The organism is Sphingobacterium suaedae, from assembly GCF_042684625.1.
GTDB classification, from domain to species: Bacteria; Bacteroidota; Bacteroidia; order Sphingobacteriales; family Sphingobacteriaceae; genus Sphingobacterium; species Sphingobacterium suaedae.
Map to the genome: position 1 here is coordinate 169,636 of NZ_JBHULR010000006.1, position 17,141 is coordinate 186,776.

At 42.3% G+C, this 17,141-nt stretch carries 11 protein-coding genes; 2 read left to right on the forward strand and 9 right to left on the reverse strand.

Annotated features, from left to right (window positions below; translation table 11 throughout):
• Positions 1–56 precede the first annotated feature (56 nt).
• Entirely contained in the window at positions 57–938 is an 882-nt protein-coding gene (gene lipA, locus ACFSR5_RS14790) for a lipoyl synthase (protein WP_380905156.1), read from the reverse strand.
• A 149-nt stretch (positions 939–1,087) separates the two neighbouring features.
• On the opposite strand from lipA, the gene ACFSR5_RS14795 reads away from it, so the two are divergent.
• Complete coding sequence (locus ACFSR5_RS14795; RefSeq protein WP_380905158.1) at positions 1,088–3,337, forward strand: glycoside hydrolase family 20 protein; 2,250 nt, start codon at positions 1,088–1,090, stop codon at positions 3,335–3,337.
• Positions 3,338–3,402: 65 nt separating this feature from the next.
• On the opposite strand, the gene ACFSR5_RS14800 is transcribed toward ACFSR5_RS14795, so the two are convergent.
• From ACFSR5_RS14800 to ACFSR5_RS14810, 3 genes are all read right to left on the reverse strand, one after another.
• Positions 3,403–4,134, reverse strand: a complete 732-nt coding sequence (locus tag ACFSR5_RS14800) for a transposase (protein ID WP_380905160.1) — start codon at positions 4,132–4,134, stop codon at positions 3,403–3,405.
• A 4-nt stretch (positions 4,135–4,138) separates the two neighbouring features.
• Positions 4,139–4,432, reverse strand: coding sequence for a hypothetical protein (locus ACFSR5_RS14805; RefSeq protein ID WP_380905162.1), 294 nt, complete (start codon positions 4,430–4,432; stop codon positions 4,139–4,141).
• A gap of 368 nt (positions 4,433–4,800) precedes the next feature.
• Entirely contained in the window at positions 4,801–5,298 is a 498-nt protein-coding gene (locus tag ACFSR5_RS14810) for a hypothetical protein (protein ID WP_380905164.1), read from the reverse strand.
• A gap of 299 nt (positions 5,299–5,597) precedes the next feature.
• On the opposite strand from ACFSR5_RS14810, the gene carB reads away from it, so the two are divergent.
• A complete protein-coding gene (gene carB, locus ACFSR5_RS14815) occupies positions 5,598–8,417 on the forward strand; it encodes a carbamoyl-phosphate synthase large subunit (protein WP_380905166.1) in 2,820 nt (939 codons plus the stop codon).
• A 67-nt stretch (positions 8,418–8,484) separates the two neighbouring features.
• On the opposite strand, the gene ACFSR5_RS14820 is transcribed toward carB, so the two are convergent.
• The 5 genes from ACFSR5_RS14820 to ACFSR5_RS14840 all read right to left on the reverse strand — a co-directional run bounded on the left by ACFSR5_RS14820 (position 8,485) and on the right by ACFSR5_RS14840 (position 16,802).
• The gene (locus ACFSR5_RS14820; protein ID WP_380905168.1) at positions 8,485–9,516 is read right to left on the reverse strand and encodes a formylglycine-generating enzyme family protein; all 1,032 of its coding nucleotides are present in this window, start codon (positions 9,514–9,516) and stop codon (positions 8,485–8,487) included.
• Positions 9,517–9,643: 127 nt separating this feature from the next.
• Complete coding sequence (locus tag ACFSR5_RS14825; protein ID WP_380905170.1) at positions 9,644–11,059, reverse strand: Gfo/Idh/MocA family protein; 1,416 nt, start codon at positions 11,057–11,059, stop codon at positions 9,644–9,646.
• 287 nt (positions 11,060–11,346) lie between these two features.
• Positions 11,347–12,651 (reverse strand): TolC family protein, encoded by a 1,305-nt coding sequence (locus tag ACFSR5_RS14830; RefSeq protein WP_380905172.1) that lies wholly within the window; start codon positions 12,649–12,651, stop codon positions 11,347–11,349.
• 4 nt (positions 12,652–12,655) lie between these two features.
• Entirely contained in the window at positions 12,656–15,733 is a 3,078-nt protein-coding gene (locus tag ACFSR5_RS14835; RefSeq protein ID WP_380905174.1) for an efflux RND transporter permease subunit, read from the reverse strand.
• 10 nt (positions 15,734–15,743) lie between these two features.
• Positions 15,744–16,802, reverse strand: a complete 1,059-nt coding sequence (locus tag ACFSR5_RS14840) for an efflux RND transporter periplasmic adaptor subunit (RefSeq protein ID WP_380905176.1) — start codon at positions 16,800–16,802, stop codon at positions 15,744–15,746.
• Positions 16,803–17,141: the final 339 nt, after the last annotated feature.

Consider the following 17,141-nt stretch of genomic DNA (forward strand, 5'->3'; position numbering starts at 1 on the left):
CCTAGACTGCTCAACACAACCTAGGCTTATTATATCTTTTTGTAACGCATGGTGTTTTACTGCATATCAAACAGATGTTTTTCTGCGTGATAAGAAGATCTAACCAACGGACCGGACTCCACATATTTAAAGCCCATTTCCAATCCAATTTGCTTGTATTTCTCGAATTGGTCAGGCGTAATCCACTCCACGACCGGATGATGGGCTTTTGTTGGTTGCAGATACTGCCCGAGTGTCAAAATGTGTACTCCCGCCTGATACAGATCTTGCATAGCCTCTACCACGTCTTCTTCGGTTTCGCCAAAACCAAGCATAATTCCTGATTTGGTACGAAGCCCAGCTTCCGAAATACGACGTAAACATTCCAATGAACGATCATACTTTGCTTGGATGCGAACTTCACGTGTCAAGCGTCGCACCGTTTCCAAGTTGTGCGACACAACCTCGGGCCGTACCGCTAAAACCCGGTCAAGATTGTCCCACTGTCCTTTAAAATCCGGAATGAGGGTTTCTAATGTCGTTTCGGGGCTTTCACGTCGAATAGCATTTATTGTCTCCGCCCATATCGTAGAACCACCATCTTTCAAATCATCGCGGTCTACCGACGTGATAACACAGTGCTTAACCTGCATAAGTTTCACAGAATTCGCAACACGTTTAGGTTCATCTAAATCAACAGCTAACGGACGTCCGGTAGCCACTGCACAAAATGAACATGACCGTGTACAGATATTTCCTAGTATCATAAACGTCGCTGTACCCGCTCCCCAGCACTCTCCCATATTTGGACAATTTCCGCTCTCACAAATGGTATGGAGCTTATGCTCGTCCACAAGATTACGCACGTGGCGATATTCTTTACCCACCGGTAGCTTAACACGCAACCAATCAGGTTTACGTTGTGTCTCAGTAACAGGAATTACAGGAAGTTCAATCATATTGCAAAGTTAAACATTATTCCCTTAAAAAAACGACAGGTTAATTGTAGTTAGAATATCATATTCCTCCTTTTACTGAACGCCCAATGGATACCGATAAAAAATAAATTATGATATTTGCCTTATCAAACTAAATATTGAGATTCAACATGCGTATTTTATTCATCCTCATTCTTGGTGCATTTTTACCAATTCTGACGACAGCACAAGATCACGAACCACACCTCATACCCAAGCCCAATAAGATCACTTATGGTGAAGGGATATTTGAAATTCCTTACGACATCCCAGTATTTGCAACGGAGACCTTTATCGGTGTGAGCAATTTGTTATCGGAGTACCCGGGGCTTAACCACCTGCCCGTAGAAGTTGTCAAAAAAATAGGCAAAAAGCATCAACGCGGAATTAGACTGTTTCCCGCAGAATCCATGGATAAGATAGAGCCAAACGACTATAAACTACAAATCGATGAGTCTGGTATTCTCATTAAGGCAAATAGTTCCGAGGCCATGGTTTCCGGCTTGTACACGTTAATCCAGCTTGGGATGCTACAGGAGCAATCGAGTAGGCTTCCACAACTTACCATACAAGACAGTCCACGTTTTACATACCGCGGACTTCATTTGGACGTATCGCGGCATTTTATGCCAATGTCGTTTTTGAAAAAGTACATCGACATCATGGCTTTGTACAAATTCAACTATTTTCATTGGCACATAACCGACGGAGCCGGTTGGCGATTGGCCATTAATAAATACCCGGCATTAACACAAAAAGCCGCTTGGCGTACGCATACCCAGTGGAAGGATTGGTGGAACAATGGTCGACAATACGTGGAACCGGGGACACCAAATGCCAGTGGCGGATATTATACTCAGGATCAAGCTCGGGAACTTGTTGCGTATGCTGCAACCAAAGGAATTACCATCATTCCGGAAATAGAAATGCCTGGACACTCCGAAGAAGTATTGGCTGTCTATCCCGAATTGTCCTGTGCTGGAAAACCCTATGCACAGGGCGAATTCTGTATCGGCAATCAGGAGACATTCACTTTTTTAAAGAATGTGCTTGACGAAGTAATCGATATCTTTCCATCCCATTACATTCATATTGGCGGAGATGAAGCCGATAAAAAACATTGGAAAACTTGTCCGAAATGTCAAGCTTTAAAAACAGAGAAGGGCCTTAAAAGCGAAGACGAGTTGCAAAGTTTTGCGATCCAACAGATGGACGAATATTTGCAGTCTAAGGGTCGGAAATTAATTGGATGGGACGAAATACTTGAGGGAGGACTGACTAAAGGGGCCACGGTCATGAGCTGGCGGGGCGAAGAAGGTGGTATTAAGGCAGCATCTATGGGACACGACGTCATCATGACGCCGGGTGGATACCTGTATTTTGATAGCTATCAAACCGATCCACGTACGCAACCCGAGGCCATTGGAGGCTACTTACCGTTGGACAAAGTCTATTCTTACAACCCTGTACCGGCTAAGCTCGAAAAGGACAAAGCAAAGCATATCTTGGGAGCTCAAGCGAACTTGTGGACAGAATACATGCCTACCCATCAACACGTGGAATATATGGCCTTCCCACGTGCACTAGCATTGGCGGAAATTAACTGGACCAATCAAGAAAACCGCAGTTGGCTTGATTTTAAGAAGCGGTTACAATCACACTATAAATTGCTTCAACAATTAGACGTAAACTACTACCGCCCGTCCTTTAATGTCGTTTCACAGGTTACCTTTCAACATGATAAGCTTTCCAACACCGTTTCGCTAACCTCCGAACAGCTCCATCCTAATATTTTTTACACGACCGATGGTTCTACGCCTAATAGTCATTCCACTCCCTATACCAACCCGATCGAACTGACGACGACTGCTACCATTAAGGCTGCATCGTTTCTGGATTCTGCTCAGGTCAGTCCAGTAGAAACCATTCGACTGGATATCCATAAAGCAATTGGAAAAAAGGTGCATTATAATAGCCCTTGGGAAGGTTACCCCGCACAGAAGGAATTAACTCTAACAAACGGTACGTACGGAGGGCTAAGCTATCACGACCAACAATGGCAAGGCTTCACGCGCAATTTGGATGTATATGTAGATTTTGAGCGCCGGGAAGAAATTAAATCCGTCGGAATGCGCTTCATGCAAATTCCGGGTCCAGGAGTTTACTTTCCTGGCGAAATGCGTGTCCTCGTGTCTGACAATGGAAAAAACTATAGAGAGGTAGGCGTCATTGTAAACCACGAAAGTGTACAAGATCCAATTCTGAAATTCCGAACGTTTGAAGTGATATTGGAAAAACCTCAGATGGCGCGATATGTAAAGGTAATTGCCACCAATCCGATGAGAGGATACTTATTTACGGACGAGGTGATCATTTATTAAAAAGATCTACTATAAAAAAAGCCCGCTTTAAGCCACACATGGTCGGAAGAAATTCCGGCCATTTTTTATGTTTTAAAAACTTTTCCCGGGTCTCCTTCTACGAATATGATCAAAACGGTGGTAATCATATCCCTCAGTTCCATAGCGATGCGCCTTTTGGCGGTCTTATATCCCAGATTATTGGCTTTTTTGTATATCAGTAACAGCATTGCCGCTATCATTGTCATATAGACCATTACCTCTATTCCATTTTTGTTAAGCGAGACCAGGTGGCTTAGGTGAAGTTCCTGCTTCATGAACCTGAAGAATACCTCGATATCCCATCGTTTCCGGTAATAATCAGCAATTTCTTTTGCGGAAAGTTCGAACTCATTGGTCAGGAGCCAAAATTCTTTCCCGGTCTGTTGGTTTTTGATGACCACCAACCGAAAATCAGTTTCCACCAATTCATCCCGGTAATGCATGTTTCCACGTTTGTTCTGAATAGGCTTTCCAGTGTAAAGGTTTACTTTACTGTCTTTGACCACTTCCCAGTCATCCCATTTTTTGGGATTTCCCCAGTCTGCAAATGCCTCCAGTTCTTCGAACTTTCGGTTCTCTCTGCTGCGGATAATGAACTTGATTGTTTTGCGGTCAAACTCCTCCATCGTCCCTGTGGACCGCAGGCCTCTGTCAATAACGTAGATGTTGTCATGGCCCTGTTCTTTCACTGCGAGCTTCAGGACTGCTTCGGGGAGGGCCCCTTCTTCGGAAGAATATTTTTGCCCGTTAAAAACCTCCACCCCACAGGGCAGCATCCTGTCAAATGAGAAGCTGAATTTTACCAGCTTTTTCCCGCTCTTCTGATCGATGCTCTCTTTTTAGCCTTGATGAAGCCTCCGAAACAATAGTACTGTCCATACGGATCAGGTTGTACTTTGCGATTTCCTTTTTATCGTAAAACTCCGAAAACCGATCGTACATCTGTTGGTAGATTTCTTTTGAAATAGTTCGGGTCGATCTTGGAAAGCCGTTCGGAGATGGAGCTTCTTCGGACGGCTCATCTTCGCCCAGACCGAATAGGGCCCTGAATCCGCTGTCATTAAGTATCTTCAAGTGTTCTCTAGCTGAGTCTTTCATTATCGAAGATGCAGAACAACAACAGATAGAACATCTTTCTGCCATCAAGCACTTTGCTGTAATAATCGACTTTTGTAGTCGCCGAAAGATGGCTTAAAAGAGCCTCAGGAATAAACTCCAAAATTTGGTTAAGGGGAACTTTGTGATCTTTAAATACCGCCATAAATGATTGATTATCAGCAACAAAAACACAAAAACAATGTTAAAAAAAAAAAACAAACAAACAGTTGATAATCAGACAATTGTAATATCCTGCCGAATACCTCTAAACAAAAAGGTCGGAAGAAAAAAATCTTCCGACCATGACTAGCTTTAAGCGAGCTTTTTTTAAATTCAATGAGATGCTAGAATACGTAACGAGCAGTCACGCCTCCATTTGCATAAAATCCGTTGTAATAACCAGCTCCGTTTACAATATGAATGGTCGGACGAATATCTGCTGAAAATGCAAACGGTGCATTTTTCAATTTATAATCTACCCCCCCTGTTGGGAAAATACCTACGTTAAACCCCTTTACTTCGTCGTAATCGGAAAAGGTATTTGAAAGAACCGCACCACCACCTACAAACCATTTAAAACCTTCGATGTTTCCTATTGGAAAATGGTGCTGATACGCCCCAGAAAAAGAGATATTTGTAAAATTATCTCCTCCAAACTTGTCTGTGTCAAAACCAACATTGAACTCCAAAGCACCTGGTTGCGAAATGAACGTTTTAAATGAGGCCGATACAATGTCGTAATATCCACTTCCTAAACGTATACCAATGGAGTTTTTGTAATCCTGGGCAAATGCACCCACAGCGAAAAACAACGCTACAAGAGCTAATGTAAATCTTTTCATAAATTTTCGATTCGTATTAAATATAACTAAACAATATTGATTCTTCCAAAGGTAGAGAATAACCTTCAAAACCCGAGTACCTGAAAACAGGTATTTGTTGTTTTTCGATTATCTATTACCCTCCCATTCAACAAAACAAAATTTATCCGGAAAAGTTTTCAAAAACGCATACGTTTTAATAAAAAAAATGTAACTTTGCACTCCGACGAAGCAGTCGGAATACTCTCCCCGCAAAGGCATTTTTCGTTGCTTTGATCCGCACAACATATTGAAAATTAATTTTTTGAAGAAGAAAAATAATGCCTAGAAACACCTCCATCAACTCCGTTTTAATTATTGGTTCAGGCCCTATTGTTATCGGTCAAGCCTGTGAATTTGATTATTCAGGATCTCAAGCCGCCCTATCTCTAAAAGAAGAAGGTATTGCAGTATCCATTATCAATTCAAACCCTGCAACGATCATGACCGACAAGGTTATCGCTGACCATGTCTATTTGCTACCGTTGACTTGCGAGAGTATTGAAAAAATTCTACAAGAACAACAAATCGATGCTGTTCTTCCCACTATGGGCGGACAGACCGCATTGAACTTATGTATTGAAGCCTCTAACCTTGGTCTTTGGGAAAAGTACAATGTCAAAGTGATCGGTGTCGACGTAGCGGCGATTGAGAAAACAGAAAACCGTGAAGAATTCCGCCAACTCATGGTTGATATCGGCGTTGGAGTTGCAACCTCTAAAATTGCTAATTCATTTTTAGAAGGAAAAGAAGCTGCACAGGAAATAGGTTTTCCGTTGGTTATTCGCCCTTCGTATACACTCGCAGGAACGGGAGGTGGTTTCGTGCACCGTAAAGAGGATTTTGACGCTGCTTTGAACAGAGGTTTACACGCCTCTCCTACTCATGAGGTACTTGTTGAACAAGCTGTACTCGGTTGGAAAGAATTCGAACTGGAACTCCTTCGTGACAGCAACGATAACGTAATTATTATCTGTACGATCGAAAATTTCGATCCTATGGGTATACATACTGGTGATTCCATTACCGTGGCACCGGGCATGACATTGAGCGACAAATGCTATCAAGACATGCGTAATCAAGCGATTAAGATGATGCGTTCTATCGGTAATTTCGCAGGCGGATGTAATGTGCAATTTTCGGTCAACCCAGAAAACGAAGATATCATTGCGATCGAAATCAATCCTCGTGTCTCACGTTCATCAGCACTTGCTTCAAAAGCAACAGGTTATCCAATTGCTAAAATTGCAGCAAAGCTGGCAATTGGATACAATCTAGACGAACTTCAAAATCAGATTACAAAGACCACTTCTGCTTATTTTGAGCCGACGCTGGACTATGTTATCGTAAAAATACCTCGCTTCAATTTCGATAAATTCAAGGGGGCGAACAAAGAGTTAGGCTTACAAATGAAGGCTGTCGGTGAGGTTATGTCCATCGGACGTACATTTATCGAGGCTTTACAGAAAGCATGTCAATCGTTGGAAACCAATCGTTGGGGTTTAGGCGCCGATGGCCGGCAACTTCGTAATCTGGAAGAAATCATGGATAGTCTTGAACATCCAAGTGCTGATCGTGTTTTCCATATCAAAGATGCATTTGAATTAGGTGTTCCATTAGAATCTATCCGTAAGGCTACGCGCATAGACAAATGGTTCCTAGTGCAAATTCAGGAACTTGTACATTATGAAACAGAACTACGCCGTTATCAACTTAATAATATACCTCGCGATTTCTTCTTAACATTGAAACAAAAGGGATATTCTGATGCGCAAATCTCGTGGTTATTGGGCAATGTTTCCGAAGATGACGTATACGCACGTCGGAAAGAATTAGGCATAAACCGGGTCTACAAGATGGTAGACACCTGTGCCGCTGAATTCCCTGCGCAGACACCATACTACTATTCCACGTTTGAAGACGAAAATGAGTCTATCGTTTCTGATAAAAAGAAAATCGTTGTTTTGGGATCGGGACCGAACCGTATCGGACAAGGTATCGAATTCGACTATTCGTGTGTACACGGACTCATTGCAGCGAAAGAAGCCGGATACGAAGCGGTCATGGTTAACTGTAATCCAGAAACCGTATCTACCGATTTTAATATGGCGGATAAACTTTATTTCGAACCGGTGTTCTGGGAACATGTTCGTGAAATCATCGAGCTAGAGAAACCAGAGGGCGTAATTGTACAGTTAGGCGGACAAACGGCGCTAAAAATGGCCGAACGCCTTGAAGCACTTGGTGTAAAAATTATTGGTACTTCTTTTAAAGATATGGATCTCGCTGAAGACCGTGGACGTTTCTCGGACTTATTAAAGGAATTGGATATCCCGTATCCGAAATATGGTGTAGCGACTTCGGCAGAAGAAGCCCTTAAAGTAGCTAATGAAGTTGGGTATCCTGTCCTTGTTCGCCCATCCTATGTATTGGGTGGTCAGGGGATGAGCATTGTCATTAACGATGAGGACTTGGAAAAAGCAGTCGTCAACCTCTTAAAAAGTTTACCGGGCAACCAAATCTTGATTGACCACTTTTTGGATCGCGCGGAAGAAGCCGAATCGGATTCGATCTGTGACGGTGAAGATGTACATATTATCGGAATGATGGAACATATTGAACCGGCGGGTATCCACTCCGGAGATTCATCGGCTGTACTTCCTCCATTCAGCCTGTCCGAAAATGTGCAAAGCAAAATGGAAGAATATTCCATCAAGCTGGCAAGAGCATTAAACGTCAAGGGACTTTTAAATATACAGTTCGCCATCAAAGGAGAAAATGTATATGTTATCGAAGCGAACCCACGTGCATCACGTACTGTGCCGTTCATCGCAAAAGCATACGATGTACCTTATATCAATATCGCTACAAAAGTAATGTTAGGAGTGAACAAACTGAAAGATTTTACCATCGAGCGTAAATTGGAGGGATATGCTATTAAAGAACCTATATTCTCTTTCTCTAAATTCCCGGAAGTAGACAAACAACTTGGACCTGAGATGAAATCTACAGGAGAAGCCATACGGTTTATTAAAGATCTGCAAGATCCGTTTTTCCGAGAACTTTATAGCCAGAAGTCAATGTTCTTAAACGCACAATAAGATATTGAACTAGATCAAAAAGAAGGGGCTGTACTATGTATGGCCCTTCTTTTTGACCTTTACACAATCAAATATCTTTTACGCAGCGAAATCCGACGTTATTTGTTGGACTATTCTCTTCACCTTTGCCCCGACTCCCTGCTTTGTAACGTTCGCAATATTGATCGTTGCATAAAAAAGATCCGCCCCGCTGTACACGTTTGACCATTCCAGGCTCCTGCGGATCGTATGAATCTGTAGGACCTTTTGGATTCACGCTTGCACTGTTCGCATAGTAGTCAGGACGATATAAATCGGCACACCATTCCCAGACATTTCCTTCCATGTCATAGAGTCCCCAAGCATTCGCAGGGTAAGATTTGACAGGAGCTGTGGTTTCAAATCCATCCTCTTTGGAATTTTTCGTTGGAAATTCTCCTTGATAAATATTTGCCAACCACCTTCCGTTTTCTTTTTTCTCTGCCCCCCAGTAATATAATTCGTCTGTATGTTTACCCGCTTTCGCTGCATATTCCCACTCTGCTTCTGTCGGCAATCTTTTACCAGCCCACTTTGCATAAGCAGCAGCGTCTTGATACGCTAACTGGGTTACGGGAAAATGCTCTTTATTTTTTATAGAACTATTAGGTCCTTCCGGGTGTCTCCAGCTTGCATCAGGAACATATGCCCACCACTGTAAATGGTCACTTAATCCTTGTACATCTTTTGGTGCCGTAAAAACAGCTGATCCAGGTACCAGCATCTTCGGATCTACTCCAGGAAAGTCCTTGGGATCCAACGGACGCTCGGCAACCGTCACATAACCTGTCGCCTCCACAAATGCAGTAAATTGCGCATTTGTCACCTCATGCTCATCCATATAGAAGGAAGAAAGTTCCACTTCATGTAGCGGTTGAGCATCCTCAAAATTAGAAGATCCCATCGTAAACTTTCCCCCTTTGATTAGTACCATCGTAACCTCATCTTTACCTTGGACATATGACAACGAATCGGTTTTTACTGTGAAACGAGAAGGAATATTTCCGACATGGCAAACAGCAACGGAATCCGATGAGAAACTTTTTTTTCCCCCTTGTTGACTAGGAGATTGGCATGCCATACATAACACAGTGAGCCCAAAAATTACTTTTATAAAAAACATAGTGTCTAATATACTGTAATTTATACATAATGAAAAAGGTCCAGTGTAACACCGAACCTTCTCAACACGCTATTTTACAACTTTATTACTCCACTTTGAGTTGGTTCTTTTGATCTTTAGATACTTTCTGACGTATACCAGTGTTCCCTCCTCCATTTAATGTCAAATCATGCGGTTTATTTGTTTTCCATGCACCTTTCGTAAAATCGGGGATAGTCACTGTCTTACTATTTTTTGCTACGGAATCACAGCTTAATGGTACAATCACACTCCATGACGCGCCATCGTAGACGTCCTGATCTAACGGCAAACCGTTACGCAAACAATCAATCAAACGCCAATCCATCATGAAATCCATTCCACCATGCCCACCAACAGCTTTTGCCTTTTCGCCGATATATTTGATCAATTCAGGTGTATATTTTTCGTAAAGGCCTTTCAACTCCTCTTCTTTAATGAAACTATGGCCAAACGCAATACCCTCTTTGGGATATTTTTGTGCAAACCCTTTCGTTCCACTCAATAAATGTATACGCGAATAAGGGCGAGGCGATGTAACATCGTGCTGTACCATCATCGTTTTCCCCTTTTCTGTTTTGATTAAGGTCGTATCCATATTCCCTCGGTATTTCTTGCCGACAAATTCCTGAAAGAACGAATCTTGAGCCGCCAATTCCTTTGCTCGATCTGCCATCATGAAATCGTTCGACTGCATCGCTACCAGATGTGTCATTCTATCACCTCTATTGATATTTAAGCATTGCGCTATTGGACCGATTCCATGTGTTGGATATAAATTTCCGTTCATCTTGATATTCTCACGCAGACGCCACATATTATCGTAACCATTTTTGTTGAAATTGAGATCTAACAGATCGTGGATATAGGCCCCTTCTGCGTGAACCAGCTCTCCAAATAAGCCTTGACGAACCATATTCAACGTCAACATCTCAAAGAAGTCATAGCAACAGTTTTCCAACATCATACAATGTTTCTTTGTCTCTTCAGAAGTTTTCACCACATCCCAACATTCTTTAACTGTTAAACCGATAGGAACTTCACAAGCAGCGTGTGCTCCAGCCTTCATCGCGGCAATACTCATCGGTGCATGGTATGGCCAAGGTGTACAAATGTAAACTAGATCAAGTTCCATTTCCTTCAGCATTTGCTGCCAACCATCTTCCCCCGAGTACGACTTAGCTTCTTTTAAGCCTTTATTGGTAAGTATTTTTTGTGCTTTGGCCACTCGATCAGCGTGCTTGTCACACAGAGCCACAATTTCTGCACCTTCAATGTACGAAAGTCGATCAACCGCTCCTGGCCCACGCATCCCCAATCCGATTACAGCCACGCGTACCTTCTCTATTTTGGGAGCCGCATAGCCACTCATATTAAAATTTGGGGCGGCAGCGAATACGTCATTATTAATGGACGGCAACGTAATAGCTACACTAGATAAGAGTGACGCTTTCTTCAAAAAATCTCTTCTATTTGAATCCATAAATCGATAAATTTTCATTTTACATTAAAGGGGACATAAGCGTCCCCTCTAAAATCACCTATTTTAAAACAAACTAAACAGTCTATTCAAAATAACCTATTTATACTACGAAACAGGATATAAATGGCTATTGGTAAGGCTTCTTTCGCCTTTGCTTATACAAGTATAGTAGTATTCATAGGTAAAAAAAAACGAAAAAGTAAAGCAAACGTTTGCTTAATTTTTTTGTCAAGAGAATGATACAGTCTTGCAAATGAATTTTTTAGCGTTGAAAAAGAATTAATCGGTCAAAAGTCTACTTGACCGATTAATTCTTTTAATTGCACTTCCGACAACTTTGCTTGGAGCTGCGCAGTATTGTAGCGGGAAATAGCATTAATAAAGTTCTCTTGTGCATCTCTAAATTCCACGGCGCTGATTGAACCGATAGTATATTTAGCTAGGGTTATATTGAGGTTTTGTCGGGCAATTGATTCGTTCTTCTCTTCCAATCGGGCTAGTTCTATATTGGTAAGATACGTTTCATATGCCGTTTTGAGGTTCGTGTGTACCAATAGACGTTGTTGCTCTATCTGTAGAGCCGCATTGTCGATCTGTATCTTAGCTATCCGTTCGTTTCGTCGTTGGTTAAATCCGTCGAAGATATTCAAAGAAGCTGTGATTCCGTAGCTTAGCCCCCTGGCGTTCGATCGAGCCACAAAACCTAAGCTCGACTCCGATCTCGAAAAATTGTATCCACTATTCAATCGCACCGTAGGATATCTCGTTGCCTTAACATTCTTCAGGTCCAGTTCAGCTATACGCTTATTTAATACGATAAGCTGTAGATCGGGATTAAATTGATCAGCTTGGTTTATTAAATCCGCATATACCAACTCTTCGTCAATAGTTACCTCCGTATGAACATTAAAATCAATATCTAGATCTCTAACAAGCATACTATTCAATCCGGTTTTTAGATTTTTGACTGTTTCCGCTTGGCGAAGCCGGGTGGATATATCTTCATTGAGATTAACCTGCACGTTCAGTACTTCAAGTTTCGCCGCCTTTCCGATAGAAAAACGATTCTCTGCCGTCCGCAGGCGTTCCCGGGATATCTGTATATTGGAGTCCAGTGCAGAAAGCAAATTTTGTTGCTCTACAATGGTGTAATATAATGTAATAACATCTCCTATTGTTGTAAGAATAGCGCGTTTCATTTGAATATCACCCTGTTTTTCCAGCTCCTGCAGTTTCTCATAACGGGCAAACATTCCGAGGCCATCAAACACTGTCCAACCCAAGCTTACGCCATAATTCAAGCTATTATTTTTCGCATTATCCAAGGAACGCTCTTCTCCATTGTTTTGGACCTGTGTCGAGTTTTGAACACTGTTATTTTGAGTCAGGTTTGCTGATACCGAAGGCAGGATCCCGGCGTTACCGTAGGTTTTATTTTCTTTGGCGATCTGTAATTCGTTTTTCGATAAACGTATATCATAATTATTCTGCAAGGCTATCTCTACAGCGTCTCTGACTTTTAGCAACTCCTGTCCCTCAACAGGAAATACTAAACGGAACATAACAAATACACCAAAAAGTACTTTTTTCATAAACTTACTTTTCAATTTGATCAAACTCTGGTCTTCTGGTTCTAGAACGCGACATCATTAAATAAAATGCAGGAATAACGTATAATGTCAACATCAATGAAAACATGGTACCACCAACAATGACTACTCCCATTCCAATTCGGCTTGTTGATGCGGCTCCCAAAGATAGCGCGATAGGCAATGCTCCTAATGCGATGGCCAATGAGGTCATCAAAATCGGTCGCAAACGTGCTTCTGATGCTGTCACGACAGCGCGGTACTTTTCCATACCTTGATCTCGAAGTTGATTCGCAAATTCCACAATTAATATACCGTTCTTGGTTACTAATCCGATCAGCATAATAGTACCGATCTGACTAAAAATGTTCCACGTCTGACCAAACAGCCATAAGGAGAACAGCGCGCCACCCACGGCCATCGGAACGGTCAGTAGTATAATAACAGGATCTACAAAGCTTTCGAATTGAGCAGCTAAAATCAAAAAAATCAATAACACCGCTAAACCAAAAGCAAACATCGTATTGGAACCACTTTCAACAAAATCTCGAGCTTCCCCCCCCAAGTCGGTAGTAAAACTCGCATCCAGTACTCGATCCCGTACAGCATCCATTGCCTCGATACCGTCGCCCATACTTTTTCCTGGCGCCAACCCTGCAGATACCGTTGCAGACATATACCGATTATTGTGATATAACTGAGGTGGGCTACTCCGCTCCTCCATTTCGACAATATTATCCAGTTGAATCAATTGACCATCCTTATTTTTTACAAAAATCGATGCCAAATCCATCGGTGTAGCTCGATCTCTGCGGTCGAACTGTCCCATGACTTGATATTGCTTTCCATTCATCATAAAATATCCAAATCGCTGTCCGGATAGAGACATTTGTAAAGTTTGTGCCACATCAAGCACCGACACGCCTAACGATTGTGCCTTAGCTCTGTCTATGGTCACGTACACCTCCGGTTTGTTGAACTTCAGGTTTACGTCTACCATCGAAAATGTTCTATCTTTGGCCAGTTCTTCCATAAATTCCGGTATCTTCTCTTCTAACTTTTGAAAGTTCGGAGCTTGAATGATATACTGGATCGGCAAACCTCCTCTCCTATTCACGGAAATAGTTGGTTGCTGCGATACAGCCACACGTGCTTCCGAGTATTGACGCATCAAACGGGATAGATGGTTTGCAATTTCCGCTTGCGTTCGCTCTCTTTCATCAGGTTGAACCAATCCCAAACGGACAATACCGCTGTTTGAGGATGCAGACCCAAATCCCGGTGACGTAATCACTAAACTTACTTTACGTTCTGGAATTGAATCGTTAATAAGGGTTGTCAAATCGGTCATAAACCGATCCATATAGTCATACGACACACCTTCGGGGGCCGTAGCACGTAAACTGACATAACTCCTGTCGTCGTAGGGGGCCGTTTCTTTCGGTAAAATTGAGTAGAAAATATAGATCAGCACAAAACAACCGCCGATAATAGCAAAGCTGAACCATTTGGTCTTCAAAAAGCTGCGTAGAGATCCTTCATATTCCTTGTTCATCATCTCGAAGTACCGCTCCGTACGTTCATAAAATTTGGATTTTCGCTGTTCTCCCCCCTTCATCAAATAAGCGTTCAGCATAGGTGTTAACGAAAGGGAAACGAAAGCAGATATCAATACGGCAGCGCCAATTACTACCCCGAACTCTCGGAATAGACGTCCCACAAATCCTTCTAAAAAAATAACGGGCAAAAAGACGGCTGCTAAGGTTATAGAGATCGAAATAACCGCAAAAAAGATTTCATTAGATCCTTTGATAGCCGCCTCAATAGGCGACATTCCCTCTTCCACTTTTTTAAAAATATTCTCTGTTACTACAATCCCGTCATCCACAACCAACCCGGTCGCTAATACAATCGCCAATAAAGTGAGTACATTAATTGAGAAACCGCATAAATACATGATGAAAAATGTAGCGATCAAGGAAACGGGGATATCGATGAGGGGACGAAATGCAATCGCCCAATTACGGAAGAAAATGTAAATGATAATAACGACGAGTACAATAGCGATTAATAACGTCTCAATCACTTCTAGGACGGCTCGTTTGACAAACTGCGTGTTATCGATCGCAATATTTAGCTCGAAGCCCGGAGGTAGGTCATTTTCCAATTTATCATACTCTTGATAAAACTGTTCGGCAATTTCTAAATAGTTCGTACCTGGTTGCGGAATGACCGCTAGTGCGACCATCGGATAACCAGAGTCTGACATCTTCGTTTCAAAATTTTCAGCTTCTAGCGCCGCCGACCCGACATCGCCCATCCGAATGATCCGGTTGTTCTCTGCCCGTATGATAATGTTATTGAATTCCTCTTCGCTCGCCAAATTCCCAATAGTCTTTACAGCCAACTCTGTATTGGCGCCCGTAAGTTTACCGGACGGCAACTCCACGTTCTGACTATTCAGCGCATTTCTTACGTCCAGTACAGTCAGGCCGTAAGAGGCTAATCGAACAGGATCGATCCATAGCCGCATCGCGTATTTTCGCTGCCCCCAAATCTGTACAGAGCTGACTCCAGAGATGGTTTGTAAACGTTGCGCAATCACATTCTCCGCATAGTCTGAAAGTTCTAGCACATTTTTAGTAGAACTTTGAACAGTCATGGAGATAATCGGTTCGGAGTCTGCATCGGCCTTAGAAACAACAGGAGCCGCATCGATGTCTTGCGGTAAATTCCGGAGCGCCTGAGACACCTTATCCCTAACATCATTAGCAGCTTCTTCCAGATTCTTCTCCAAATTGAACTCAATCGTGATATTACTGGTTCCTTGATTACTGGAGGACGATATGTTCCTTATGCCATCAATGGAATTAATAGATTTTTCTAACGGTTCTGTAATCTGTGACTCGATAATATCGGCGTTCGCTCCTGCATAACTGGTCCGAACAGAAATCTGTGCGGGATCTATGGAGGGAAACTCACGAACGCCTAAAAATGTATAGCCAATTATTCCAAAAAGAATAATTAACAAATTCATTACGATTGCTAATACTGGACGCTTTATACTTAATGTAGATAAACTCATTCCTTCCTCCTTAACGTAATGTAACCTTTACGGGGCTTCCGTCACGTAATGACATCACGCCCGAAGTCAATATCGTATCGCCCTCATTGATACCCTTTAAAATCAAGACTTCTGCATCGGTTCTCCCCCCTGTTTCCACGATGATTTCCTTCGCTACTCCGTTTTGCTGAACAAACAATTTCTTGCCGTTTTGTATCGGGATCAATGCTTCAGCAGGCACTAGTAAACCTTTCTCTACAGTTTCTAATGGAAAGATTATGTTGGCAAATGTTCCGGGTATCAATTTACCTTGTGCATTATCTGCAAACGCACGTACCCGGAGCGTTCGTGTTGTTGCTTCCACAGTAGGTTCAATTGCATAAATACGGCCTGTAAATTCATCCTGCAGCTCTTGTACTGTAAACTTGATTCCGTTTCCCTTTTGCACTCTGTTTGCGTATTTTTCGGGAATAGAAAACTGTACTTTCACTTTACTCATGTTCACCAACTGAGCAATATCAGTAGTCGGTGTAATGTAGCTACCTTTAGAAATATTCCGAAGACCGATACGCCCCGAAAAGGGAGCCCGTATCAACGTTTTGGCTAGTTGCGCTTCAATAAGTTCAATTTGTGATTTGGCGGTACGAAAATCTGCGCTGGCAATATCATATTCTTCCTGACTGATGGCTTCCTTTTCCAATAATAACTTCGCTCGCCGTTCATTCTCTGCCGCAAGGTTATTTCTTGTCTTCGCCTGCGCAAGTTGAGCCTTCAACTCGGCATCGTTGATTTGAACCAACGTTTGCCCGTTGTTGACGATACCTCCTTCGGAGAAATTGATCGCTTCTACAATTCCAGAAATCTCTGATCGTAGATCAACAATTTCATTCGGTTCTATAGAGCCTGACAACGATAAAAAGTCAGAAAATGGTTTGCCTTGTACAACGATACCGTAAACCTTGGCATCTGATCTACCGGCTTCTATACTATTCTCTTTCGACTTATCTTTGTTTGTTATAATCCGGTAACCAACTAAAATGCCAACCACAACTAACAGACTACTAAAAACCGCTGCAACTTTCTTATTCATAACACCTTAAACTGGGAAAAATATGCTTCTTTTCTTTAGCCAAGATACCGCTAATTAACGGAATGAACTTGTAAAAATATTAATATAAAAACGTTGTTTAGACATTTGTCGGCAAGACCCATCGGTTTTAAAGCTAAAATTTTTGAGTGTACCAGTAGCGATTCGGCCGTGGAGAGCTAAGAGATTTTGACGTCCTCTGCTCCAAGTGTTGTTGTGCTGTTTTGTTCGTTATCCAGGAAAAGAAAAGAGCCCCTCCAGTTTCCTGAAGGGGCTCTTGCTATAAAATTAGGCACCGACCTACTCTCCCACCTGTTACGGCAATACCATCGGCTCTGGCGG

What these genes read in the sequence shown, in the direction of transcription:
- ACFSR5_RS14825 (WP_380905170.1), bottom strand. Translation starts at nt 11,059, where the DNA reads ATGGATTCAAATAGAAGAGATTTTTTGAAGAAAGCGTCACTCTTATCT.
- ACFSR5_RS14840 (WP_380905176.1), bottom strand. Translation starts at nt 16,802, where the DNA reads ATGAATAAGAAAGTTGCAGCGGTTTTTAGTAGTCTGTTAGTTGTGGTT.
- lipA (WP_380905156.1), bottom strand. Translation starts at nt 938, where the DNA reads ATGATTGAACTTCCTGTAATTCCTGTTACTGAGACACAACGTAAACCT.
- ACFSR5_RS14820 (WP_380905168.1), bottom strand. Translation starts at nt 9,516, where the DNA reads ATGGCATGCCAATCTCCTAGTCAACAAGGGGGAAAAAAAAGTTTCTCA.
- ACFSR5_RS14835 (WP_380905174.1), bottom strand. Translation starts at nt 15,733, where the DNA reads ATGAGTTTATCTACATTAAGTATAAAGCGTCCAGTATTAGCAATCGTA.
- ACFSR5_RS14810 (WP_380905164.1), bottom strand. Translation starts at nt 5,298, where the DNA reads ATGAAAAGATTTACATTAGCTCTTGTAGCGTTGTTTTTCGCTGTGGGT.
- carB (WP_380905166.1), top strand. Translation starts at nt 5,598, where the DNA reads ATGCCTAGAAACACCTCCATCAACTCCGTTTTAATTATTGGTTCAGGC.
- ACFSR5_RS14800 (WP_380905160.1), bottom strand. Translation starts at nt 4,134, where the DNA reads ATGCTGCCCTGTGGGGTGGAGGTTTTTAACGGGCAAAAATATTCTTCC.
- ACFSR5_RS14795 (WP_380905158.1), top strand. Translation starts at nt 1,088, where the DNA reads ATGCGTATTTTATTCATCCTCATTCTTGGTGCATTTTTACCAATTCTG.
- ACFSR5_RS14830 (WP_380905172.1), bottom strand. Translation starts at nt 12,651, where the DNA reads ATGAAAAAAGTACTTTTTGGTGTATTTGTTATGTTCCGTTTAGTATTT.